The organism is Streptomyces sp. NBC_00637, from assembly GCF_045161545.1.
In the GTDB taxonomy this organism is placed as follows: Bacteria; Actinomycetota; Actinomycetes; order Streptomycetales; family Streptomycetaceae; genus Streptomyces.
The window spans coordinates 5,013,096-5,035,527 of the sequence record NZ_CP109046.1; the positions used below are offsets into that span (position 1 = coordinate 5,013,096).

The 22,432-nt window shown below is 70.3% G+C and carries 20 protein-coding genes, 1 tRNA gene and 1 riboswitch; of the genes, 13 read left to right on the top strand and 8 right to left on the bottom strand.

Annotated elements, in window-relative coordinates; translation table 11 throughout:
* Window positions 1-83: 83 nt before the first annotated feature.
* From OG440_RS22030 to OG440_RS22060, 7 genes are all read left to right on the top strand, one after another.
* Window positions 84-1,370, top strand: coding sequence for a cytochrome P450 (locus OG440_RS22030; protein WP_406008514.1), 1,287 nt, complete (start codon window positions 84-86; stop codon window positions 1,368-1,370).
* Between the two features lie 205 nt (window positions 1,371-1,575).
* Window positions 1,576-2,592 (top strand): transglycosylase family protein, encoded by a 1,017-nt coding sequence (locus OG440_RS22035; protein ID WP_406008515.1) that lies wholly within the window; start codon window positions 1,576-1,578, stop codon window positions 2,590-2,592.
* 205 nt (window positions 2,593-2,797) lie between these two features.
* Window positions 2,798-2,983: riboswitch (cyclic di-AMP (ydaO/yuaA leader) on the top strand.
* 3 nt (window positions 2,984-2,986) lie between these two features.
* Window positions 2,987-3,703 carry a transglycosylase family protein gene (locus tag OG440_RS22040; protein WP_406008516.1) on the top strand — a complete coding sequence of 239 codons (717 nt, stop codon included), beginning with the start codon at window positions 2,987-2,989 and terminating at the stop codon, window positions 3,701-3,703.
* A 344-nt stretch (window positions 3,704-4,047) separates the two neighbouring features.
* Window positions 4,048-5,334, top strand: coding sequence for a phosphopyruvate hydratase (eno, locus tag OG440_RS22045; RefSeq protein WP_054244161.1), 1,287 nt, complete (start codon window positions 4,048-4,050; stop codon window positions 5,332-5,334).
* A 112-nt stretch (window positions 5,335-5,446) separates the two neighbouring features.
* A complete protein-coding gene (locus OG440_RS22050; RefSeq protein ID WP_406008517.1) occupies window positions 5,447-5,923 on the top strand; it encodes a septum formation initiator family protein in 477 nt (158 codons plus the stop codon).
* A 57-nt stretch (window positions 5,924-5,980) separates the two neighbouring features.
* Window positions 5,981-6,526, top strand: a complete 546-nt coding sequence (locus OG440_RS22055; RefSeq protein ID WP_406008518.1) for a DUF501 domain-containing protein — start codon at window positions 5,981-5,983, stop codon at window positions 6,524-6,526.
* The gene (locus tag OG440_RS22060; RefSeq protein ID WP_406008519.1) at window positions 6,523-7,464 is read left to right on the top strand and encodes an exopolyphosphatase; all 942 of its coding nucleotides are present in this window, start codon (window positions 6,523-6,525) and stop codon (window positions 7,462-7,464) included. The genes OG440_RS22055 and OG440_RS22060 overlap by 4 nt, the downstream gene beginning before the upstream one ends.
* 4 nt (window positions 7,465-7,468) lie before the next feature.
* On the opposite strand, the gene OG440_RS22065 is transcribed toward OG440_RS22060, so the two are convergent.
* Together OG440_RS22065 and OG440_RS22070 are read right to left on the bottom strand one after the other, a co-directional pair.
* Window positions 7,469-7,738 (bottom strand): type II toxin-antitoxin system RelE/ParE family toxin, encoded by a 270-nt coding sequence (locus OG440_RS22065; protein ID WP_406008520.1) that lies wholly within the window; start codon window positions 7,736-7,738, stop codon window positions 7,469-7,471.
* On the bottom strand, window positions 7,735-8,007 hold the full coding sequence (locus OG440_RS22070; RefSeq protein WP_406008521.1) for a type II toxin-antitoxin system Phd/YefM family antitoxin: 273 nt from the start codon (window positions 8,005-8,007) through the stop codon (window positions 7,735-7,737). The genes OG440_RS22065 and OG440_RS22070 overlap by 4 nt, the downstream gene beginning before the upstream one ends.
* Before the next feature lie 548 nt (window positions 8,008-8,555).
* Here OG440_RS22070 and OG440_RS22075 point away from each other — a divergent pair.
* On the top strand, window positions 8,556-9,950 hold the full coding sequence (locus tag OG440_RS22075) for an NAD(P)/FAD-dependent oxidoreductase (protein WP_406008522.1): 1,395 nt from the start codon (window positions 8,556-8,558) through the stop codon (window positions 9,948-9,950).
* A 237-nt stretch (window positions 9,951-10,187) separates the two neighbouring features.
* Complete coding sequence (locus OG440_RS22080) at window positions 10,188-11,477, top strand: class I SAM-dependent methyltransferase (RefSeq protein ID WP_406008523.1); 1,290 nt, start codon at window positions 10,188-10,190, stop codon at window positions 11,475-11,477.
* A 106-nt stretch (window positions 11,478-11,583) separates the two neighbouring features.
* On the opposite strand, the gene OG440_RS22085 is transcribed toward OG440_RS22080, so the two are convergent.
* A complete protein-coding gene (locus tag OG440_RS22085) occupies window positions 11,584-14,112 on the bottom strand; it encodes an ABC transporter permease (RefSeq protein WP_406008524.1) in 2,529 nt (842 codons plus the stop codon).
* 50 nt (window positions 14,113-14,162) lie between these two features.
* Window positions 14,163-14,963: an ABC transporter ATP-binding protein gene (locus OG440_RS22090; RefSeq protein ID WP_406008525.1), complete on the bottom strand. Its 801-nt coding sequence runs from the start codon at window positions 14,961-14,963 to the stop codon at window positions 14,163-14,165.
* 391 nt (window positions 14,964-15,354) lie between these two features.
* Here OG440_RS22090 and OG440_RS22095 point away from each other — a divergent pair.
* From OG440_RS22095 to OG440_RS22105, 3 genes are all read left to right on the top strand, one after another.
* Window positions 15,355-15,438 (top strand) — tRNA-Leu (locus OG440_RS22095).
* 264 nt (window positions 15,439-15,702) lie between these two features.
* Window positions 15,703-16,878 carry a 4-hydroxybenzoate 3-monooxygenase gene (locus OG440_RS22100; protein WP_406008526.1) on the top strand — a complete coding sequence of 392 codons (1,176 nt, stop codon included), beginning with the start codon at window positions 15,703-15,705 and terminating at the stop codon, window positions 16,876-16,878.
* A gap of 243 nt (window positions 16,879-17,121) precedes the next feature.
* A complete protein-coding gene (locus OG440_RS22105) occupies window positions 17,122-18,015 on the top strand; it encodes a Bax inhibitor-1/YccA family protein (protein ID WP_406008527.1) in 894 nt (297 codons plus the stop codon).
* An 83-nt stretch (window positions 18,016-18,098) separates the two neighbouring features.
* Here the strand turns inward: OG440_RS22105 and OG440_RS22110 are convergent, their stop codons facing one another.
* Complete coding sequence (locus tag OG440_RS22110) at window positions 18,099-18,326, bottom strand: DUF4287 domain-containing protein (RefSeq protein ID WP_020128488.1); 228 nt, start codon at window positions 18,324-18,326, stop codon at window positions 18,099-18,101.
* A 104-nt stretch (window positions 18,327-18,430) separates the two neighbouring features.
* Between OG440_RS22110 and OG440_RS22115 the strand changes: the two genes are divergently transcribed.
* Complete coding sequence (locus OG440_RS22115) at window positions 18,431-18,742, top strand: hypothetical protein (protein WP_406008528.1); 312 nt, start codon at window positions 18,431-18,433, stop codon at window positions 18,740-18,742.
* A gap of 3 nt (window positions 18,743-18,745) precedes the next feature.
* On the opposite strand, the gene OG440_RS22120 is transcribed toward OG440_RS22115, so the two are convergent.
* The 3 genes from OG440_RS22120 to OG440_RS22130 form a co-directional block, all read right to left on the bottom strand.
* Entirely contained in the window at window positions 18,746-19,555 is an 810-nt protein-coding gene (locus OG440_RS22120; RefSeq protein WP_406008529.1) for a hypothetical protein, read from the bottom strand.
* Window positions 19,556-19,852: 297 nt separating this feature from the next.
* On the bottom strand, window positions 19,853-21,073 hold the full coding sequence (locus OG440_RS22125; RefSeq protein ID WP_171397696.1) for an acetyl-CoA C-acetyltransferase: 1,221 nt from the start codon (window positions 21,071-21,073) through the stop codon (window positions 19,853-19,855).
* A gap of 312 nt (window positions 21,074-21,385) precedes the next feature.
* Window positions 21,386-22,420 carry an SGNH/GDSL hydrolase family protein gene (locus OG440_RS22130; protein ID WP_406008530.1) on the bottom strand — a complete coding sequence of 345 codons (1,035 nt, stop codon included), beginning with the start codon at window positions 22,418-22,420 and terminating at the stop codon, window positions 21,386-21,388.
* Window positions 22,421-22,432: the final 12 nt, after the last annotated feature.

Here is a 22,432-nt window from a genome sequence, read left to right on the forward strand (position 1 = left end):
GCTGTCGCCCGTCCCGTGCCCAGGGGTGCCGCGCCGCGGAAGGCCCTCGCGGGGTGGGATGAGGGCACCGCTACGGTCATGGAGTGACCGAGCAGCCCGAGTCAGACACCACCGCTCCCGAACTCTTCACCTGGGAGTTCGCCACCGATCCCTATCCCGCCTACGCCTGGCTGCGCGAGCACGCCCCCGTGCACCGCACCGTGTTGCCCAGCGGTGTCGAGGCCTGGCTGGTCACCCGGTACGCCGACGCGAAGCAGGCCCTCGCCGACCAGCGGCTCTCCAAGAACCCGGCGCACCACGACGAACCGGCGCACGCCAAGGGCAAGACCGGCATCCCCGGCGAGCGCAAGGCCGAGCTGATGACGCATCTGCTCAACATCGACCCGCCGGACCACACCCGGCTGCGACGGCTCGTCAGCAAGGCCTTCACGCCCCGCCGGGTCGCCGAGTTCGCGTCCCGTGTGCAGGAACTGACGGATCAGCTCATCGACCGGTTCGCCGCCGAGGGTGAGGCCGACCTCATCCACGACTTCGCCTTTCCTCTCCCCATCTACGCGATCTGCGACCTGCTGGGCGTCCCCCGCGAGGACCAGGACGACTTCCGTGACTGGGCGGGGATGATGATCCGGCACGGCGGGGGGCCGCGGGGCGGGGTCGCGCGGTCGGTCAAGAAGATGCGCGGCTACCTGCTGGAGCTCATCCACCGCAAGCGCGCCGAGCTTCCCGCGGACCCGGCTCCCGGAGAGGACCTCATCTCCGGGCTGATCCGCGCGTCGGACCACGGTGAGCACCTCACCGAGAACGAGGCCGCCGCCATGGCCTTCATCCTGCTGTTCGCCGGCTTCGAGACGACCGTCAACCTCATCGGCAACGGCACCTACGCCCTCCTCACCCACCCCGAGCAGCGCGACCGTCTCCAGCGCTCGCTCACCGAGGACGACGGCGACCGCGCTCTCCTCGAAACGGGCGTCGAGGAACTCCTGCGCTACGACGGGCCCGTGGAACTCGCCACCTGGCGCTTCGCGACCGAGCCGCTGAGCGTCGGCGGGCAGGACATCGCGGCGGGCGACCCCGTCCTCGTCGTGCTGGCGGCCGCGGACCGTGACCCGGCGCGTTTCGTCGATCCCGACACCCTCGACCTGTCCCGCCGCGACAACCAGCACCTCGGCTACGGCCACGGCATCCATTACTGTCTGGGCGCCCCGCTGGCCCGCCTGGAGGGCCAGACCGCGCTGGCCACGCTCCTCACCCGCCTGCCCGATCTCCGACTGGCCGTGGATCCGGGCGAGTTGAGGTGGCGCGGCGGGCTCATCATGCGCGGACTGCGGACTTTGCCGGTCGCGTTCACTCCGGTGCATTCCGATGCATAACCGGACCGTGTCTGACCGGATGTCAGCGGGAGTGTGACCGTTCGGCGGAGCAAAGGTGACCAACACTCAAGTCTGTGATCTTCACGTGATCTGCGCGGCATTAACTTGTGACAAGTGATCGTCTGCCGATACGTTCACTCGTCAGCGCGACGCATCGGTTCCGCCCGCCGCGCCGTTCAGTGCTGTCCACAGAAAGGCCCCTCGCATGCTCTCCGGGAACGGTCGTCACCGTCGCCCCCGCCAGGCCCCGGCGCTCCTCGTCGCGGCCGGAGTGACGGGCTCCGCCATCGCCATCCCGCTGCTCGCCGCCTCCGCCGCGAGCGCGGCCGACGGCACGGTGTGGGACAAGGTGGCGCAGTGCGAGACCGGCGGCTCGTGGAGCGCCGACGAGGGTGCCGGCGAGTACGGCGGCCTGAGCCTCACCCAGAAGGACTGGGAGGCGTACGGCGGCCTCGACTACGCGACGAGCCCCGACCTGGCCAGCCGCAGCCAGCAGATCGCCGTGGCGCAGAAGGTCCTCGCGGCCGACGGCATCGGCGCGTGGGGCACCTGCGGGCTGACCTCCGGGCTCACCCAGGAGAACGGCGCGCTGAACGTGGACACCGGCGTGGCGGACGACTCGTCCGACGCGTCCGACTCCTCTGGTTCATCCGGATTGTCCGACCTGTCCAGGGGATTGTCCGGATCCTCGGGCTCCTCGACGAGTGACGACTCCTCGACCGGATCGTCCGACTCGTCCGCCGATTCGTCCAGTTCACCCTCGGCGTCCGCTTCCTCCCCTTCCTCCTCTTCCTCCGCCGTCGCGGACGACTCCGGCACGTCCGGCGGTTCCGGCGGTCGGGGTGACGGGTCGACGGGCGACGGCTCGCCCACGGCGACCCCGGAAGCGGATGACTCGGACAATTCCGGCCAGAGTGAGGGCTCCTGGAGCCTCGTCGACACCGGCTCCCTCGGCTCCGGCAAGCATCGCGGCTCCACCGCCGACGAGGCGGCGACCAAGGCCGCGACCGACGCCGCCGAGGGCGGCACCACCACCGCCTCCGCCGGCCGGCATGCCGCCGCCACCTATGTCGTCCAGGAGGGCGACTCCCTCGCGTCGATCGCCGACTCCCTTGGTCTCGACGGCGGATGGAGCGCCCTCTACGCCGAGAACAGGGACCTCATCGGCGCCGACCCGAGCAACATCGCCGCCGGTCAGACCCTCGACACAGGGGTGGAATAGGGCGCAAAGCCCAAGAAAAACAGCGGGAGTTCACGTCACGCTTCGCGCCGAATGTCCGGTTTGGTGAAAGTGTGGGATGAGTCTCAGAAGCCCTGATCGTCTTTGAAATTCCGTCGATCGCGTGTCTACGGTCGAGGCCGCTCGGCAACCCGAGCCCCGGCCGTCGCAACGCCGAATCCTGCCAGCGGCGCCCCGGGAACAGTCGTCGCGTCAAGCGCCGTAGGCAGGAGCGGGGGACCCAAGGTAAGTGCCGCGCCGGTCGGTTGACCGGAACGGCTCGGGGTGAAGCCACACCTCCCACGGAGCAGTGCTCCGGCGGACGAGGAGTGGCCGGGCAACTCACACGGCCCGAACCCGACAGCTCACCTCGCAGGCGTCGGTGAGGGGATCCACCATGCTGTTTTGCGCCAAGGGCAAGCACCGCCGTCCCTCCAAGGCCACCCGCGTCGCCGCGCTCGCCGGCGTCACCGGGGTCGCCATCGCCGCCCCGCTGATGGCGGCCGGCAACGCCTCCGCCGCCACCACCTCCGAGTGGGACGCGGTCGCCCAGTGCGAGTCCGGCGGCAACTGGTCCATCAACACCGGCAACGGTTACTACGGTGGCCTCCAGTTCTCGGCGTCCACCTGGGCCGCGTACGGCGGCACCGCCTACGCCTCGCAGGCCGACCAGGCCTCCAAGTCGCAGCAGATCGCCATCGGCGAGAAGGTTCTCGCGGGTCAGGGCAAGGGTGCCTGGCCGGTCTGCGGCACCGGCCTGTCCGGCGCCGCGTACGACGGCGGCAGCGCCGACTCGTCGAGCTCCGGCTCGTCCAGCTCCTCCGGTTCGTCCAGCTCGTCGAACAGCGGCAGCACCAGCAGCCGCTCGACCGACGAGCAGAGCGCCTCCCGTTCGACCGACCGCCCGGCCGCCTCCAAGACGGTCACCACCCCGACGGGCAAGAAGGTCAAGAAGGGCGACGGCGAGTACAAGGTCGTCAAGGGCGACACCCTCAGCACCATCGCCGAGAAGCACAAGGTCAAGGGCGGCTGGGCGAAGCTGTTCGAGCTGAACAAGGACATCGTCGACGACGCCGACCTCATCTTCCCGGGCCAGCAGCTTCACCTGAAGTGACACCTGGCCCCCAGAGAAGCCACAGCGCCCTCACATCCGAGGTCGGCACACTGAAGACCTCGTGAGGGTCACCCCCCCCGTCCCCACGGGCCCCCGCTCCGGTGCGTGTTCCCCCGTACGCACCGGAGCGGGGTTTCTCTTTGCCCGTTCACCACCTGTTGTCGGACTTTCTTGGCCACCCCCCTTTGTTCCGGGCGGAAACAATAGGTACGGTCTGTCTGTCCACGGGACGGTCGGTCGGCTGCCGACGGCCCCGGGGCGGTTAGGCTCTAGTCGCAAGGCCCGGCCAGGGCTCATCAAGGCCCCCGGTCCCCGCACAACCAGCGTCACATCCCAAGAAGGAGATGCTCGTGCCGTCCATCGACGTCGTCGTAGCCCGGGAAATCCTGGACTCCCGAGGCAACCCCACGGTCGAGGTCGAGGTCGGCCTCGACGACGGCAGCACGGGTCGTGCCGCCGTTCCGTCCGGTGCCTCCACCGGTGCCTTCGAGGCCATCGAGCTCCGCGACGGTGACCCCAACCGCTACCTCGGCAAGGGTGTCGAGAAGGCGGTCCTCGCCGTCATCGAGCAGATCGGCCCGGAGCTCGTCGGCTACGACGCCACCGAGCAGCGCCTGATCGACCAGGCCATGTTCGACCTGGACGCCACCGACAACAAGGGCTCGCTCGGCGCCAACGCCATCCTCGGCGTCTCGCTCGCCGTCGCCCACGCCGCCTCCGAGGCCAGCGACCTGCCGCTGTTCCGCTACCTGGGCGGCCCCAACGCGCACCTGCTGCCGGTGCCGATGATGAACATCCTGAACGGCGGCTCGCACGCCGACTCCAACGTGGACATCCAGGAGTTCATGATCGCCCCGATCGGCGCGGAGTCCTTCTCCGAGGCCCTGCGCTGGGGTGCCGAGGTCTACCACACCCTCAAGAAGGTGCTGAAGACCAAGGGCCTGTCCACCGGCCTCGGCGACGAGGGCGGCTTCGCCCCGAACCTCGAGTCCAACCGTGCCGCGCTCGACCTCATCATCGAGGCCATCAAGCAGGCCGGTTACGTGCCCGGCGAGCAGATCGCGCTCGCGCTCGACGTCGCCGCGTCCGAGTTCTACAAGGACGGCAAGTACGAGTTCGAGGGCAAGTCCCGCTCGGCCGCCGAGATGACCGAGTACTACGAGGAGCTCGTCTCCGCGTACCCGCTGGTCTCCATCGAGGACCCGCTGTACGAGGACGACTGGGCCGGCTGGAAGGTCATCACCGACAAGCTGGGCGACAAGGTCCAGATCGTCGGCGACGACCTCTTCGTCACCAACCCCGAGCGCCTGGCCCGCGGCATCGAGGAGGGCTCCGCCAACGCCCTGCTCGTCAAGGTCAACCAGATCGGTTCGCTGACCGAGACCCTGGACGCCGTCGAGATGGCCCAGCGCAACGGCTTCAAGTGCATGATGTCCCACCGCTCCGGCGAGACCGAGGACGTCACCATCGCCGACCTCGCCGTCGCGGTGAACTGCGGTCAGATCAAGACCGGCGCCCCGGCCCGCTCGGACCGCGTCGCCAAGTACAACCAGCTGCTGCGCATCGAGGAGATCCTCGACGACGCCGCGGTGTACGCCGGCCGCAGCGCCTTCCCCCGCTTCAAGGGCTGACGCCGCCGACCCGAACCGGGTCAAGGCTCCGCCAGTCGTACGTACGTCCCCGTACCCGGTCCCGTACCGTGTGCGGGGACGTACGCACGTGTGAGACGGGAGGCGGGAAGCAGTGGCCGTGAAGGACCGGGACCGTTTCTCCACCGCGACCAGGATCAAGCTGCTCGGCGAGCAGACCGCGGCCCGGGTCTACCGCTCCCAGACCAAGCGCCAGGCGCGCCGCTCCCGGCTCACCGGCCGCGCCGCGCTCCTCGCGCTCGTCCTGTGCACGCTGATCGTGGCCCTGGCCTACCCGATGCGCCAGTACGTCTCGCAGCGCGCCGAGATCGCCGATCTGGAGCGCGAGAAGCAGCAGGCCGGCGAACGCGTCGAGCAGCTGCGCGACCTCAAGGCGCGCTGGCAGGACGACGCCTACGCCGAGCAGCAGATCCGGCAGCGGCTGCACTACGTGCTGCCGGGCGAGACCGGGTTCGTGGTGATCGACCCGGACGCGGCCGAGCAGTCCCGCGCCGACCTCGGGGCGACCGACCGCCCCTGGTATTCGAACGTCTGGGACGGCGTCGACAAGTCCGACGCCTCCGACGGGTAATGCGACAGGTGAACCGACCGGTGATCCGACCGGTGACCGACCGATAGAAAGACAGGCATGGAAACGCCCCCGCCGACCACCCCGCGCACCGAGCCCACCGACGAGGACGTCGAGGCCTTCAAGCAGCAGCTCGGACGGCCGCCGCGCGGTCTGCGCGCGATCGCCCACCGCTGCCCGTGCGGCGAGCCGGACGTCGTGGAGACGGCCCCCCGCCTGCCCGACGGCACGCCCTTCCCGACGCTGTACTACCTGACGTGCCCGAAGGCCAACTCGGCCATCGGCACGCTCGAGGCGAACGGCGTGATGAAGGAGATGACGGCGCGGCTCCAGAGCGACCCGGAGCTGGCCGCCTCCTACCGTGCCGCGCACGAGGACTACATCCGGCGCCGGGACGAGATCGAGGAACTGAAGAACTTCCCCAGCGCGGGCGGCATGCCGGACCGCGTGAAGTGCCTGCACGTGCTCGTCGCGCACTCCCTGGCCGCCGGTCCGGGCGTGAACCCGCTGGGCGACGAGGCCCTGGAGATGCTCCCGCAGTGGTGGCGCAAGGGCACGTGCGTGGTACGGGGCGGACAGGACGACGCGACGGCGGACGCCCGATGACCCGCGTCGCCGCCGTCGACTGCGGTACGAACTCGATCCGCCTCCTCGTCGCGGACGCCGACCCCGAGACCGGCGAGCTGGTCGACCTGGACCGCCGGATGACGATCGTCCGCCTCGGCCAGGGCGTCGACCGCACCGGACGGCTGGCCCCCGAGGCGCTGGAGCGCACCTTCGCGGCCTGCCGGGAGTACGCGGCCGCCATCAAGGAGTACGGCGCGCAGCGGCTGCGTTTCGTCGCCACCTCGGCCTCCCGGGACGCGGAGAACCGGGACGAGTTCGTGCGCGGGGTGCTGGACATCCTGGGCGTCGAGCCCGAGGTCATCACCGGCGACCAGGAGGCCGAGTTCTCCTTCACCGGCGCCACGAGGGAACTGAAGGGGCGCGCCGATCTGGCCAAGCCCTTCCTGGTGGTGGACATCGGCGGCGGCTCGACCGAGTTCGTGGTCGGCGACGACCGGGTGCGCGCCGCGCGCTCGGTGGACGTGGGCTGTGTACGGATGACGGAGCGGCACCTGGTCGTGGACGGGAAGGTCACCGACCCGCCTACCCCCGGGCAGATCGCCGCGATGCGCGCCGACATCGAGGCGGCGCTCGACCTCGCCGAGCGGACGGTCCCGTTGCGCGAGGCGCGCACCCTGGTCGGCCTGGCCGGCTCGGTGACGACGGTCGCGGCGATCGCCCTGGGCCTGGAGGCGTACGACTCGGCGAGGATCCACCACGCGCGGATCGGTGTCGACCGGGTCAGGGACATCAGCGAGAACCTTCTGAACGCCACCCACGCACAGCGCGCGGCGCATCCGGCGATGCATCCGGGCCGGGTGGACGTGATCGCGGCGGGCGCGCTCGTCCTGCTGGCGATCATGGAGCGGATCGGCGCGGAGGAGGTCGTCGTGAGCGAGCACGACATCCTCGACGGCATCGCCTGGTCTTTGGCCTGACCGCCTACAGGTTGCGGTAGACGTCCCGCCGGTCGCCTACCTTGACGACGAGGATGACGAGCTCACCGTCGTTGATCTGGTAGGCGACCCTGTAGCTGCCGACCCCGAGCCGGTAGAGCCCGGACGGGCCGGTGAGTTTCTTGACGTCGGCGTCCTGGCGGTACGGGTCGTCACCGAGCGCGGTCAGCGCGGTCAGGATGCGCATGGCGTCGAGCCGAGCGATGTCCCTCAGTTGCCGCTGCGCCGCCGTGGTGAACCGGAAGGCGTACTTCACGCCGCATCGCCGTCCTGCTCGGTGAACAGGTCCGCCAACAGTTCGGCCATCGTCACCGTGGGGCCGCCCTCGGCCAGCACCGCTTCGGCTTCGCGCGCCAGCATGACGTCGGCCGCTTCCTCAAGTGCCTCGAAGTCGGCGATCGGAACCACGGCTGCCACCGGAGCGCCGTTACGCGTGATGACGGTCGGAACTCCTTCCTCGGCCCGGTTGATGTGGTCGGCGAGGTGCGCGCGGGCTTCCCGCACGGTCACGGTGTTCTCAGTCATGGAGTCAGTGTACGCGCATGCGTGTACACGCGACATGTATTCGGGGAGTCGTGTTCATGCGCGATCCTCGACGGCATCGCCTGGTCGATCGCGTGACGTCGGCCGACCCGATACTTGCACTCTGCTGAGCAGGCAGGATGCCCGTATGAGCAGTCCCGAGGGGCCCTTCGCGGCCCCTCGGACGCTTTCCGGGGGCACCCCCGCGGAAAGTTCGTGAAGTTCTTCACAAGGAATTCGGCCCTGTCGGAGGACAGTGGCGCCCCGGTTGACCCTTCCGGGGGCCCAACACCCCTGTGAACGTGTTCAAAAGAGGCGGGGGCGGACGTATCGCGGAGGTCCGGCGAGGGTGCTCCGGGTGGCCCTCACGGAGCACCTCCGGGAGCGGAGAGGCAGCTCACGCGGCATTGACAACGCCATGCCGTACACGCTGGTTCCCCCTCCGCGCCATGACGTGGATCACGCGGGCGGCGGAGGATAGCACACACCCCCGGAAAGCTTGTGAAGGGGCGCACGAGCGACCCCCCTCGAGCGGGTGGATACTCGATGGCATGAGCACCACGGAGCGTCCCAGGATCCTCGTAGTAGGCGGTGGGTACGTAGGCCTGTACGCAGCTCGGCGCATCATGAAGAAGATGCGCTACGGCGAGGCGACCGTCACGGTCGTCGACCCCCGGTCGTACATGACCTACCAGCCCTTCCTCCCCGAAACCGCCGCCGGCAACATCTCCCCGCGCCACGTCGTCGTCCCGTTGCGACGCGTGCTGCCCAAGGCGGAGGTCCTCACCGGCCGGGTCACCACCATCGACCAGGACCGCAAGGTCGCCACGATCGCCCCGCTGGTCGGCGAGGCGTACGAGCTGCCCTTCGACTACCTGGTGATCGCGCTCGGCGCGGTCTCCCGCACCTTCCCGATCCCCGGCCTCGCCGAACAGGGCATCGGTATGAAGGGTGTCGAGGAGGCCATCGGCCTGCGCAACCACGTCCTCGAGCAGCTCGACAAGGCCGACTCCACGACCGACGAGGAGATCCGCCGCAAGGCGCTCACCTTCGTCTTCATCGGCGGCGGTTTCGCCGGTGCGGAGACCATCGGTGAGGTCGAGGACCTGGCCCGGGACGCGGCCAAGTACTACAAGACGGTGTCCCGCGAGGACATGCGCTTCATCCTCGTCGACGCCGCCGACAAGATCCTTCCCGAAGTCGGCCCCAAGCTGGGCCAGTACGGCAAGGAGCACCTCGAGGGCCGCGGTGTGGAGATCTACCTCTCCACCTCCATGGACTCCTGCGTCGACGGCCACGTGGTGCTGAAGAACGGCCTCGAGGTCGACTCGCACACCATCGTGTGGACGGCCGGCGTCAAGCCCAACCCGGTGCTGGCCCGCTACGGCCTGCCGCTGGGCCCCCGCGGTCACGTGGACACGGCGCCCACCCTCCAGGTCCAGGGCACCGACTACATCTGGGCCGCCGGCGACAACGCCCAGGTCCCGGACGTCGCCGCCCGCAAGGCCGGCGTCGAGAACGCCTGGTGCCCGCCGAACGCGCAGCACGCGCTGCGGCAGGCCAAGGTCCTCGGCGACAACGTGATCTCCGGTATGCGGGGCTTCCCGCAGAAGGAGTACTCGCACTCCAACAAGGGTGCGGTGGCGGGCCTCGGCCTCCACAAGGGCGTCGCGATGATCGTCATGGGCAAGATGAAGATCAAGCTCAAGGGCCGTCTCGCCTGGTACATGCACCGTGGCTACCACGGTCTGGCGATGCCGACGTGGAACCGCAAGATCCGCGTCTTCGCCGACTGGACTCTCGGCATGTTCCTCAAGCGCGAGGTCGTGGCGCTGGGTGCGCTGGAGTCCCCGCGCGAGGAGTTCTACGAGGCCGCCAAGCCGGCGCCGGTCGCCGCGAAGCCGGCCGCCGCGAAGACCGAGAACGAGAAGGCCAAGGCCTCCTGACCTCCGGTCACCGCAACATCCCCGAAGGGGCCGTCCGCCATCCGTGGTGCGGGCGGCCCCTTCGGCGTTCTCCGCCCCGCCCCGCCCCGCCCGGGCCGTCCGCCGCCGGCCCGATACGCGTGCCATGTACACGTATTTTGCCGAGTCGTGACGGCCGCGCGGGACTGGAACGGGTGCCCTTCCGTGTTTACGTGGTGTCACGACATTGCGGGATCACCCGTCACGGAGGTGTGCATCATGGCTGACGCCGCGCCGCGGCTCCATGCCCTCGTCGAACAGCTGCTGGGAGCCCCCTTCCCGGTGCGCCTCCGCGCCTGGGACGGTTCGCAGGCGGGTCCGCCCGATGCGCCGACGCTGGTCGTACGCAATCGCCGGGCCCTGCGCCGGCTGCTCTTCAAGCCCGGCGAACTCGGCCTCGCCCGCGCCTGGGTGGCCGGCGACCTGGAGATCGAGGGAGACCTGTACACCGCTCTCGGGCTGCTCTCCGGCCTGATCTGGGAGCGCGACGAGGACGCCCGCACGCTCGGGCAGGCGCTGCGCGACCCGGACGTCCGCTCGGCGGTGCGCGGTCTGCTGAAACTCGCCGGACCTCCGCTGCCGCCCGCCCCGCCCCGGGAAGAGGTCCGCAGGACCGGCCACCTCCACACCCGCCGCACCGACCGACGCGCCATCAGCCACCACTACGACGTCGGCAACGACTTCTACGCGCTCGTCCTCGGTCCGTCCATGGTCTACTCGTGCGCCTACTGGGAGTCCGCTGACGGCACGCTCGAAGGCGCCCAGCACGACAAGCTCGAACTCGTCTGCCGCAAGCTGGACCTGAGACCGGGTTCGCGGCTGCTGGACGTCGGCTGCGGCTGGGGCTCCCTCGCCATCCACGCGGCCCGCGAGCACGGTGCGACCGTCGTCGGGATCACCCTCTCCCAGGAGCAGGCGGCGTTCGCCCGCAAGCGCGTCGCCGACGCCGGGCTGACCGACAAGGTCGAGATCCGCGTCCAGGACTACCGGGACGTCACCGACGGCCCGTTCGACGCGATCTCCTCCATCGGCATGGCGGAACACGTCGGCTCCGCGAAGTACCTGGAGTACGCGCAGGTCCTGTTCGCGCTGCTCCGGCCCGGCGGCCGACTGCTCAACCACCAGATCGCCCGCCGACCGCAGCACGACGAGTCGGCGTACGGCGTGGACGCGTTCATCGACGCCTATGTCTTCCCGGACGGCGAACTCGCCCCCGTCGGCACCACGGTGGGCCAGCTCGAACGCGCGGGCTTCGAGGTCCGTGACGTCGAGTCGATCCGCGAGCACTACGCCCTCACCCTGCGCCGCTGGGGCGCCCGTCTGGAGGCCGACTGGGGCCGGGCCGTCCACCTCACCAGCCCCGGCCGCGCCCGGGTCTGGCGGCTCTACATGGCCGCCTCCGCCGTCGCCTTCGAACGCAACCAGATCGGCGTCAACCAGGTCCTGGCCGTCCGGACGCCCGAGTCGGGCCACTCCGGGATGCCGCTGCGCGCCCGCACCTGGAACTGACGGCCGCTCGACGCACGAGGGGCCCCGCCGCACGTGCGACGGGGCCCCGACCGGGTCTTCCCTGCTCGGACCTGTCCTGCTCGGGACTGTCCGGTGCGGGCCTGACCTACTCGGACTTGATCGCGTCCAGCATGTTCAGGCGCGACGCCCGGCGGGCCGGCCAGAGCGCGGCCAGGATGCCCACCCCGGCGGCCAGCACCAGGAAGACCGTCATCCGGGCCCACGGCAGCACCAGTTCGTACGTCGGCATCCTGGTGCCGAGCAGCTCACCGGCCGCCCAGCCGAAGAAGACGCCCAGGCCGATGCCGAGCACCCCGCCGAAGAGCGAGATCACCAGCGACTCCAGCCGGACCATCCGCTTGACCGAGCGCCGGTCCAGGCCGATGGCCCGCAGCATCCCGATCTCCTGGGACCGCTCGAAGACCGACATCGCGAGCGTGTTGACGACGCCGAGGACCGCGACGATCACGGCCATCGCGAGCAGCCCGTAGAGCATGTTCAGCATCAGCGTGAACATCTTCGCGACCTCGTCGGAGAGGTCCTTCTTGCTCTGGACCTTGATGGCCGGGTTGGAGCCGAGGGCCTTCTCCAGCCGGTCCTTCGTGCCGTCGGAGGCGCCGCCGGACGTCTTGACCATGACCCGCATGTCGCCCGGGTCCGTCAGATGCGGGGTGAGGGCGGCGTTGTCCAGCAGGATGCCCTCGATCAGCTCGTTGCCCTCGTAGACCCCGGCGACCGTCAGTTGCTGCTTCCTGCCGTCCTCGTAGTTCACCGTGAAGGTCGAACCGGCTTTCCAGTGACGGAACTTGGCGAGTTCGTCGTCGACGACGACCTGATTGCCCGCCACCTTGAAGGTGCCGTCGTCCACCGTGAGGTCGGTCAGCTCGCCGATGGTGGAGCCGGTGACGCCGGTGAGGTACTCGGTCGCGCCGTCGATGCGGCCGGGCGCGTTGCGCATCGGGCTGGTGGCGGTCACCCCGTCGGTGGCCTTCAGCTTCTCGGCGATGTCCGCGGAGAGCTCGTTGCCGTTCGCCATCGACACGACGTAGTCGGCGCTGATCGCGGAGGACGCCATCTTGTCGATGGACTTCTGCAGGCTGCCCGCCATCACCGTCATACCGGTGATCAGGGTCAGGCCGATCATCAGCGCGGAGGCCGTGGCCGCCGTACGGCGCGGGTTGCGCACCGAGTTCTGCCGGGCCAGCTTGCCGGAGACCCCGAAGATCCGCAGGACGGGTGCGGCGGACGCGATCAGCGGGCGGGACAGCAGCGGGGTCAGGATGAAGACGCCGAGGATGAGCAGGACGGCGCCGAGCCCCATGGGGGCCTGGCCGTCGGAGCCGCTCATCGTCGTCGCGGCCAGCACCACGGCGACGCCCGCCGCCGAGAACAGCGCGCCCAGGGTGTTGCGCAGGACCAGCGACTTGGTGCTCGCGGTGGCGTGCACGCTGCTCATCGCGGCGACCGGCGGGATCTTCGCGGCCCGGCGGCCGGGCAGCCAGGCCGCCAGCATGGTGATGACCACGCCGACGACGAGGGCGGCGGCGACCGTGCCGCCCGAGACGACGAGCGGCCCGTCGGGGACGGTCGCCCCCAGCGTCCCCAGCAGCGAACGCAGCCCGGCGCCGATGCCTATACCGGCGACCAGTCCGGTCACCCCGGCGATGGCGCCGACGACGAACGCCTCGATCAGCACCGACCGCGTGACCTGCCGGCGGGAGGCGCCGACGGCCCGCATCAGCGCGAGTTCCTTGGTGCGCTGGGCGACCAGCATGGTGAAGGTGTTGGCGATGATGAAGGTGCCGACGAAGAGGGCGATCCCGGCGAAGACCAGCAGCCCCTGCTTCATCCCGCTCATCGACGCGGAGATCATCTCCGCCTGGTCGTCGGCGAGCTGCCTGCCGGTGGTGGTCTCGACCTTGCCCTTGGGCAGGGCGGCGTCCAGTGCGGCCTTCAGCGCGCTCTGCGAGGTCCCGGCCGCCGCCTTCACGTCGATCTCGTCGTAGGTGCCCGGCTTGCCGAAGAGCGTCTGCGCGGTCGCCGTGTCGAACAGGGCGAGGCTGCCGCCGGCCGCGACGTTGCCGTCGTCGGTGGTGAAGACGCCGGTGATCTTCGGGGTGAGGACGGGGCCGTCGACGGAGATCCGAACGGTGTCGCCGACCTCGTACCCGGCGCGCTCGGCGGTCTTCGAGTCGATGACGACCTCGTCGGCGCCGCTCGGCGCGTGCCCGGTGGTGAGCGGGTACCGGATGTCCTTGTCGCCCCAGTAGTTGCCGCCCTGCGACTGGAAGCCGCCGCCGATGAGCTTGCCGTCCTTGTCGGCGATCGCGGTGAAACCGTTGACGACACCGACGGCGGACGCGGCGCCCGGCACCCCGGCGCTCTGCTCCAGCAGCGCCCCGGTCAGCTCGGGGGTCTTGACGATGCGGTCGCCGACGTCGTCCTGGACCTCGGGCGTGACGGCGACGTCGACCTGGTCGAAGCCCTTGGCGGAGCTCTTCTGGAGGGCGTTGGAGAGGGTGTTGGTGAAGACCAGGGTCCCCGACACGAAGGCCACGCCGAGCATCACGGCGAGCACGGTCATCAGGAGCCGGGCCTTGTGCGCGAGTACGTTGCGCAAGGCGGTACGGAACATGGGTTCTTCTCAGTCCTGCTCGTCGACGAGCGATCGGTCCCGGTGGGGGATCAGCTGGTGCGGCCCGTGGCGTCCGATGCGGGGGTCTGGGAAGTTCCCCCGGAAAGACGCAGCATGCGGTCGAGCACCGAGTCGGCCGTCGGGCCGTACACCTCGTCGACGATCCGCCCGTCGGCCAGGAAGATCACCCGGTCCGCGTAGGCCGCCGCCACCGGGTCGTGGGTCACCATCACCACCGTCTGCCCCAGCTCGCGCACCGAGTTGCGCAGGAAGCCCAGCACCTCGGCGCCCGCGCGCGAGTCGAGGTTTCCGGTCGGTTCGTCACCGAAGATGATGTCGGGCCGGGAGGCGAGGGCGCGGGCGACGGCGACCCGCTGCTGCTGGCCGCCGGAGAGCTGCGAGGGCCGGTGGCCCAGCCGGTCGGCGAGCCCCACCATCGCGATGACCTTTTCCAGCCACTCCTTGTCCGGCTTGCGGCCCGCGATGTCCATGGGCAGGGTGATGTTCTCGATCGCCGTCAGCGTCGGCAGCAGGTTGAACGCCTGGAAGATGAACCCGATCTTGTCCCGGCGCAACTTGGTGAGCTGCTTGTCCTTCAGCGTGCCGAGCTCGGTGTCGCCGATGCGCACGGAGCCGGAGGAGAAGCTGTCGAGACCCGCCACGCAGTGCATCAGCGTGGACTTGCCGGAGCCGGACGGTCCCATGATCGCGGTGAACTCGGCCTGCCGGAAGTCGACCGACACCCGGTCGAGAGCGACCACCTGGGTCTCACCCTGTCCGTAGATCTTCGACAGGTCCGTGGCGCGTGCGGCCACGGCGGTGGTCCGCTCGGCGAGGGGGCTGGTGGTCACGGGCGTGGCTCCTGACGGGACGACGGCAAGTCTGGGGGACGTGAACCATCGTCCTGGCCGCCGACGGCCGTGTAGTCACCCGCTGTTCCGGTTCCGAAGGCAGACTCGGGTCGGACGGTGGGCCCCCGTGTCATACCTGGGGATGACCCCCGTCCCCGAGGGGCGGGACGTCAAGAACCGGTGGAGCAACCTCGTTCGGACGGTGAAATTCCGTCATTCCGCATACGCAAGCGGTTGCCACGCGCGAGGCTACTGGCAAGTGCAGATGGCGAGTTCCAGGTGCTGATGCACCCTCAGGCGTCAATAAAATAAGACAACATCGGTCCGCTGTTCCGCTGTTCGAGGGACGGATCCCGATAGGGTCGGAAGCTCAAACGGAGCCCTCAGGCCTGCCCAGATGGTGGAATGCAGACACGGCGAGCTTAAACCTCGCTGCCCCTTCGCGGGCGTGCCGGTTCAAGTCCGGCTCTGGGCACTTCCGACGTCTCGGCGATCGCTGCATCCTCCATCGAGGCATTGACCGCCGCGGCGGCCGGCTCCCTCCGCGTTCACCCTCTGGCCGCGCGTCCCCGTGCTCCGCATCCCCCTGTACTCCGTATGCCCGTACTCCGCATGCCTGTGTCCCGCGCGTCCAGGTACCCGCGCATCGACCGTTGACACCCGCGGGGCCGGGGCGCAGACTCACGTCCCAATACAGTGAAGAAAACTTCACTGTGCGAACAGTGAAGGGAAACGCCCGATGCGCACCACCGTCGGCATCGTCGGCGCCGGCCCCGCCGGCCTCCTCCTCGCCCGTCTGCTCCACCGCGCCGGAATCGACTCCGTCGTCCTGGAGAGCCGCGACCGGGCCTATGTCGAGCAGCGCCAGCGCGCCGGGATCCTGGAACAGGGCACGGTGGACGTCCTGCGCGCGGCCGGCGCCGGGGAGCGCATGGACCGCGTGGGGCTGCGCCACGACGGCATAGAGCTGCGGTTCGCCCGGCGGCGTCACCGCGTCGACTTCCCCGCCCTCACCGGCGGCCGGTCCGTGACGGTCTACGCGCAGACCGAGGTGTGCAAGGACCTGATCGCCCTCCAGCTCGCGGACGGCGGCCCGCTGCTGTTCGAGGCGGAGGCGCTGGCCGTCGAGGACGCCGCCACCGACCACCCCCGGGTCCGCTTCCGCCACCAGGGCGTCGAGGACGTCCTGGAGTGCGACTACGTCGTCGGCTGCGACGGCTTCTGGGGTGTCGCCCGGCAGGCGATCCCGGCGGCGCTCACCCGCGCCTTCGAGCGGACGTACCCCTTCGGCTGGCTCGGCATCCTCGCCGACGTGCCGCCCTCGCACGACGAACTCGTCTACGCCCGCCACGACCGCGGCTTCGCGCTGCTGTCCATGCGCTCCCCGTCCGTCTCCCGCCTCTACCTCCAGGTGCCCGAGGGCACGGACGCGCGGACGTGGGCGGACGAGGAGATCTGGGACGAACTGGAGCGCCGCTTCGAGAGCGACGACGACTGGAAACTGCGACGCGGGGCGATCACCCAGAAGTCGGTCACCCCGATGCGCTCCTACGTGCACGAGCCCATGCGGCACGGCCGGCTATTCCTCGCCGGGGACGCGGCCCACATCGTGCCGCCGACCGGGGCGAAGGGACTGAACCTCGCCGTCGGGGACGTCGTCACCTTCGCGCGGGCCCTGACGCACCGGCGGGAGACGGGGTCCACCGCACTGCTGGACGCCTACTCCGAGACCTGCCTGCGCCGCGTGTGGCAGGCCGAGCGGTTCTCGTACGACATGACCACCCTCCTGCACCGCGCCCCCGACGCCACCCCCTTCGAGGACCGTCTCCAGCTGGCCCGGCTGGAGCGGATCGCCTCCTCCCGGGCCGCCGAGACCGACCTGGCCGAGGCGTACACCGGGTTCCCGTTCGGGTGATCGGACGGCGGGTCCCGTCAGGGGCCCGCCCGGGGCCGCCGGGGTCCGTCCGGTCTCCGCGCGGTACCGGCCATGTCGCGGCTTGGTCATGAATACGGCCCTCCTGTGCCGGGAATCACGACGCCACGTAGCGTGTTGGCCAGCAGGAAGAGGGAAAGATCCTCCCCAAGCACTAGGGTCAATCCTTTGCCTACCCATTACCCTTGAGCTCAAGGCCGCGCAGTGTGGCCACGGAGGAGTGCAATGAGGAGCAGAAACCCGGTCTTCTCGCGACGGGGGTTCAGCCGCGACAACGGCTACGCGGGCTTCAACGCCGCGCCGCAGGCCGGGGGACCCGCAGTCGGCACGCAGCAGGGCAACCCCTACGCCCAGCCGGCCGGCAACCCGTACGCGCAGAACCCTTACGCCCAGCAGGGCCTTCAGCACGGCGCACCGCCGCAGGCCCCGGCCGCCACCGGCCGGATGACCATGGACGACGTCGTCGCGCGCACCGCGACCACGCTCGGCCTCGTGGTCCTCACCGCGGTGCTGTCCTGGGCGCTGCTGCCCGTCGACGAGGCCAACCTCGGCAAGTCGTACGGCATCGCCATCGGCGCCGGTCTGGTCGCCATGGTGCTGGCCCTGATCCAGTCGTTCAAGCGCCGCGCGGTCCCCGCGCTGATCCTGTCGTACGCCGCCCTCGAGGGCGTCTTCCTCGGCGTGATCTCCAGCGCGGTCTCCACGTACATCGCGGACGGCGTCGTCGCCCAGGCGGTGATGGGCACGATGGCGGTCTTCGCCGGTGTGCTCGTGGCGTACAAGGCGGGCTGGATCCGCGTCAACCGCCGCTTCTACGGCTTCGTGATGGCGGCCGCGCTCGGCTTCGTCCTGCTGATGGTCGTGAACCTGCTGTTCACCGTCTTCGGCGGCGGCGACGGCCTCGGCTTCCGCAGCGGTCCGCTCGGCATCGTGTTCGGTGTCATCGGCATCCTGCTCGGCGCCTGCTTCCTCGCCCTGGACTTCAAGCAGGTCGAGGACGGCATCGCGTACGGCGCCCCGCGCGAGGAGGCCTGGCTCGCCGCCTTCGGCCTCACGATGACGCTGGTGTGGATCTACATGGAGTTCCTGCGACTCCTCTCGATCCTCAACAGCGACTGACCCACGCGAACGGTGAGAGGGGCCCCGGGATTCCGATCCCGGGGCCCCTCTCCGTGTCCGTGGCGTGGTGTGTCGCGTGCGCGCTAGAGGAGTTTGCGCGCGGCCCTCCTCAGGTCGTACTCGTGGATGATCGCCTTGGCGTGGCCGTACGCGAGGTTGTGCTCGGCGCGTAGCCAGCTGACCTTCTCCTCGAAGCGGAGAGCGGGGCCTTCGTCGACGGTGCGCAGCCAGTCGGCGACCTCACGACCGGTGCAATGGGGGATGCGGGCCAGTATGTTGCGGTGGGTCTCCTCGGAGAGGACATGGGACATCGGCGCCTCCGGTAGCAAAGGGGATGTAAGCCGGTCCTTCAGGTCACCGTGCCTGAGTGTTCGCCCGTTGGCAACAGTCCCGGTGCGACGCGTAGTCTCGCGGCGTGGCTGATACGACGTCCCTGACCCGCGCGGTGGACCACTTCGCCGACCGTCTGCGTGCCGCTTCGCAGAGCCGGCTCCAGAGAGGCGCGGCCGCGGAGGCGCTGGCGCTGGCCAGGGAGTTGGTCCGGCGGGCGCAGCTCATCGAGGAGCCCGGTACGCCGCCGCGCGAGATGCCGGACGCCGGGATGTTCGCCGCCGCCGATCAAATCACCGTCGCGGCGCACGACTTGGCCCTCGTACTCACGGACGAGGGCCAGGTTCGGGAAGCTCTGGAGTTGGTGGCGCAGGCGCAGAAACGGGCGGCCGTGTGAGCCTCACAGGCTCGCTATGACCCGGTCGGCCAGGATGTAGACGTTCTCGGCGCCGCACTGGAACGTCAGGGTGTACGCGCCCGATATGCCCGAGCCGCCCAGCAGGAACGGCGTCTCGCCCGCGGTGAGGGCGGCGGCGAGGCGTTCCGCCGTCTCGCGGTGGCCCGGGGTCATGCACAGGGTGGTGCCGTCGGCGAAGACGTAGACGTCGAGGGTGCCGAGCGGCCCCGGGCGCACGTCGGTCAGTTCGATCTGGGACGAGGCCAGTTCCTCGAGCGTCGCCACCGTGCGCTCGTGGTCGTTCACGACCGGTGACTGCACGGGTACGAAGTCGGGGTGTGACGGGTGACGGCGGCGGGCCGCGGCCAGTTCGGCGGAGTCCCCGGCGAACTCGTCGGCGTCCCCGGTCGGCTCGCTCACCGGCTCCAGGGGCTCCATGCCCACGAAGTCGGTCTGGCGGGGCAGGAACAGCTCGCTGTCCGGGAGGCCCAGCAGGGAGGGGGCGTCGGAGGCGTCACGCGCCTCCTGGGCGGCCCAGAACGCGCGCGCCTCGGCCAGCTCCCGCTCCCGCTCCTCCGCGAGCGCCTCGGCGACGGCGGCGCGTATCTCCGCCGCGTCGGCCGTGGTGCGGGCCGCCGGGACGAAGCCGCGCAGTTCGGCGGCGCACTCCTCGGCGTTCCTGGCGTCCTTGGCGAGCTGGGTGTGCAGGGCGGCCACCTGCCGGCGCAACTGCAAGAGGGTGCGCAGGACGGCGACGCCCACGGCGCCCGTGGCGGCCGTGGTGACCAGCAAGGCGATCGGCATGGCGCTCACTGACGTACTCCCGGTTCAAAGTCGACCCCCGACTTCCTACATCAGCTTGAAGGGCGGACTATCCAGCTGTCAGTGCGTAACGTCACGAAACGGGCAGGAGTTTGAGCCCGGGGTTTGGTGCCGAAAGGCGCTGAGCTGCGTAAATCCCTCCGGGGAGGGAGATAGGTCACATCCTGGGGGAGATTGGATCACAAAACGGCCCGGAATCCAGGGGCTTTCCGGACTCCGGGCCGATCGGTCACGTCAGGTGCTGAAACGGTTACGCAGAGGCCCTGCCGCGGGCCTCGGTGAGCGTGATCAGCTCAGGCGCTCGATGACCATCGCCATGCCCTGGCCGCCGCCGACGCACATCGTCTCCAGGCCGAACTGCTTGTCGTGGAACTGGAGGGAGTTGATCAGCGTGCCGGTGATGCGGGCGCCGGTCATGCCGAAGGGGTGGCCGACGGCGATGGCGCCGCCGTTGACGTTCAGCTTGTCCAGGTCGATGCCGAGTTCGCGGTAGGACGGGATCACCTGGGCGGCGAACGCCTCGTTGATCTCGACCAAGTCGATGTCGTCGATGGTCAGGCCGGCCCGGCGCAGCGCCTGGTTGCTCGCCTCGACCGGGCCCAGGCCCATGATCTCGGGGGACAGACCGGAGACGCCGGTGGACACGATGCGGGCGAGCGGGGTGAGGCCGAGCTCGCGGGCCTTGGTGTCGCTCATGACGACGACCGCGGCGGCGCCGTCGTTGAGCGGGCAGCAGTTGGCGGCGGTAACCATGCCGTCGGGGCGGAACACCGGCTTCAGGCCCTGGACGCCCTCCAGCGTGACGCCGGCGCGCGGGCCGTCGTCCTTGCTGACGACCGTGCCGTCGGGGAGCGTCACCGGGGTGATCTCCCGCTCCCAGAAGCCGTTCTTGATGGCTTCCTCGGCCAGGTTCTGCGAGCGGACGCCGAACTCGTCCATGTCCTGGCGGGTGACGCCCTTGAGGCGGGCCAGGTTCTCGGCGGTCTGGCCCATCGCGATGTAGGCGTCCGGGACGAGGCCGTCCTCGCGCGGGTCGTGCCAGGTGGTGCCCTCCTGGGCCGCGACGGCCGCGGTGCGGGCCTCGGCCTCGGCGAAGAACGGGTTGCGCGTGTCGGGCAGGCTGTCGGAGTTGCCCTTCGCGAACCGGGAGACCAGCTCGACACCGGCCGAGATGAAGACGTCGCCCTCGCCGGCCTTGATGGCGTGCAGCGCCATCCGGCTGGTCTGAAGGGACGAGGAGCAGTAACGGGTGATCGTGCAGCCGGGGAGGTGGTCCATCCCCATCTGCACCGCCACGATGCGGCCGAGGTTGTTGCCCTGCTCGCCGCCGGGCAGACCGCAGCCGAGCATCAGGTCGTCGATGTCCCTCGGGTCCAGCTCGGGGACCTTGGCGAGGGCGGCCTGGATGATCGTGGCGGTCAGGTCGTCCGGGCGCAGGTCCTTCAGGGAACCCTTGAAAGCGCGGCCGATGGGTGAGCGGGCGGTCGAGACGATGACTGCTTCGGGCATCACGGCTCCAAGGGGTATGTACGAGCGGGGCTGTCTGGGAAGTTACCTGTCCGTATGGGCTGGGTCACGGGGGTGGCGGTGTGACCCTGACCGCAATTTACTAAGCGCTTGCTTTGGTCGTCGGCGATCGGCGGATCTCGTGCCGGTCGGGCGGCACGGCGAACCGAGCCCGGGGCCGGGGCCCCGGACCCCGACAGTCCTGAAGGGGCCGTGCCACCAGACCCCGACGGCCCTGAAGGCCTCGTCCTCGAACGCCGTACGCGCTGGAAGACCGGACCCCGCCGGTCGGGCCGGCCCGGCGGGGCGGTGGGTTCAGACCTCCGAGGCGCTGGTGGGGGACGGTTCCGCCTCCGACACCCGCCGCCGCCGGCGGCGCTTGAGCAGGGCCCACGGGCCGCGGGGCCCGGTCGGCATCGCCGCGGCCACCTCGGTCCCGGCCTCGGACGCCGCTTCCGCCGCCGCCCGGGCCACCGGCAGGAAACCCTCGCGGCGGGAGACGTCCGGGCGTTCCTCGTCCGCCGGCCAGAGGCCGAGGGCCGCGCAGACCGTGGGCAGCACCGCCATCGCCGCCGTCGCGTACCCCTCCGCCGAGGGGTGGTAGTGGTCGGGGCCGAACAGCTCGCGCGGGTTGGCCTCGAACTCGGGGCCCAGCAGGTCGCCGAGGGAGACCGTGCGGCCGCCCTGCTCGACGGCGCCGATCGTCTGGGCGGCCGCCAGCTGCCGTGAGGCCCGGCGGGCCAGCCAGCGCAACGGCTGCTGGACCGGCTCGATCGTGCCCAGGTCGGGACACGTGCCGACGACCACCTCGGCGCCGGCCGTGCGCAGCCGCCGTACCGCCGAGGACAGGTGCCGGACCGAGCGGGTGGCCGGCATCCGGTGGGTCACGTCGTTCGCGCCGATCATGATCACGCAGACGTCGGGCACCCGGTCGGCGTCCGCGAGGACCAGCGCGACCTGCCGGTCGAGATCGTCGGACTGCGCGCCCGGGAGCGCCACGTTGCGCAGCTCCACGGGGCGTTCGGCCACCGCCGCCAGGCCCGCGGCCAGCAGCGCGCCCGGGGTCTGCCCGGAGCGGTGCACGCCCTGGCCGGCGGCCGTGGAGTCGCCCAGCATGGTCAGACGCAGGGGTTCCTTGCCGGGCCCCGGCGCGTCGTAGGCGACGCCGTAACGGCCGTCCGCGTGCGGGACGTGCGGATGCGCCCCGTTGTTCACCTGGCGTCGGGCCAGATGCACCTCCGCCACCACCAGCCCTACGGCCGCCGCCCCGGCCAGTCCGATGCCGCCGCCGCCGTAGGCCGCGCCGGCCGCGATGCGCCGGGCCACTCTCGCCCTCGACATGCTCGTCATGCCTCGACGCCA

Coding starts and splice junctions, on each gene's coding strand:
- OG440_RS22035 (WP_406008515.1), top strand. CDS start 1,576: ATGCTCTCCGGGAACGGTCGTCACCGTCGCCCCCGCCAGGCCCCGGCG.
- OG440_RS22040 (WP_406008516.1), top strand. CDS start 2,987: ATGCTGTTTTGCGCCAAGGGCAAGCACCGCCGTCCCTCCAAGGCCACC.
- eno (WP_054244161.1), top strand. CDS start 4,048: ATGCTCGTGCCGTCCATCGACGTCGTCGTAGCCCGGGAAATCCTGGAC.
- OG440_RS22055 (WP_406008518.1), top strand. CDS start 5,981: ATGGAAACGCCCCCGCCGACCACCCCGCGCACCGAGCCCACCGACGAG.
- OG440_RS22060 (WP_406008519.1), top strand. CDS start 6,523: ATGACCCGCGTCGCCGCCGTCGACTGCGGTACGAACTCGATCCGCCTC.
- OG440_RS22070 (WP_406008521.1), bottom strand. CDS start 8,007: ATGACTGAGAACACCGTGACCGTGCGGGAAGCCCGCGCGCACCTCGCC.
- OG440_RS22075 (WP_406008522.1), top strand. CDS start 8,556: ATGAGCACCACGGAGCGTCCCAGGATCCTCGTAGTAGGCGGTGGGTAC.
- OG440_RS22080 (WP_406008523.1), top strand. CDS start 10,188: ATGGCTGACGCCGCGCCGCGGCTCCATGCCCTCGTCGAACAGCTGCTG.
- OG440_RS22085 (WP_406008524.1), bottom strand. CDS start 14,112: ATGTTCCGTACCGCCTTGCGCAACGTACTCGCGCACAAGGCCCGGCTC.
- OG440_RS22100 (WP_406008526.1), top strand. CDS start 15,703: ATGCGCACCACCGTCGGCATCGTCGGCGCCGGCCCCGCCGGCCTCCTC.
- OG440_RS22105 (WP_406008527.1), top strand. CDS start 17,122: ATGAGGAGCAGAAACCCGGTCTTCTCGCGACGGGGGTTCAGCCGCGAC.
- OG440_RS22110 (WP_020128488.1), bottom strand. CDS start 18,326: ATGTCCCATGTCCTCTCCGAGGAGACCCACCGCAACATACTGGCCCGC.
- OG440_RS22125 (WP_171397696.1), bottom strand. CDS start 21,073: ATGCCCGAAGCAGTCATCGTCTCGACCGCCCGCTCACCCATCGGCCGC.
- OG440_RS22130 (WP_406008530.1), bottom strand. CDS start 22,420: ATGACGAGCATGTCGAGGGCGAGAGTGGCCCGGCGCATCGCGGCCGGC.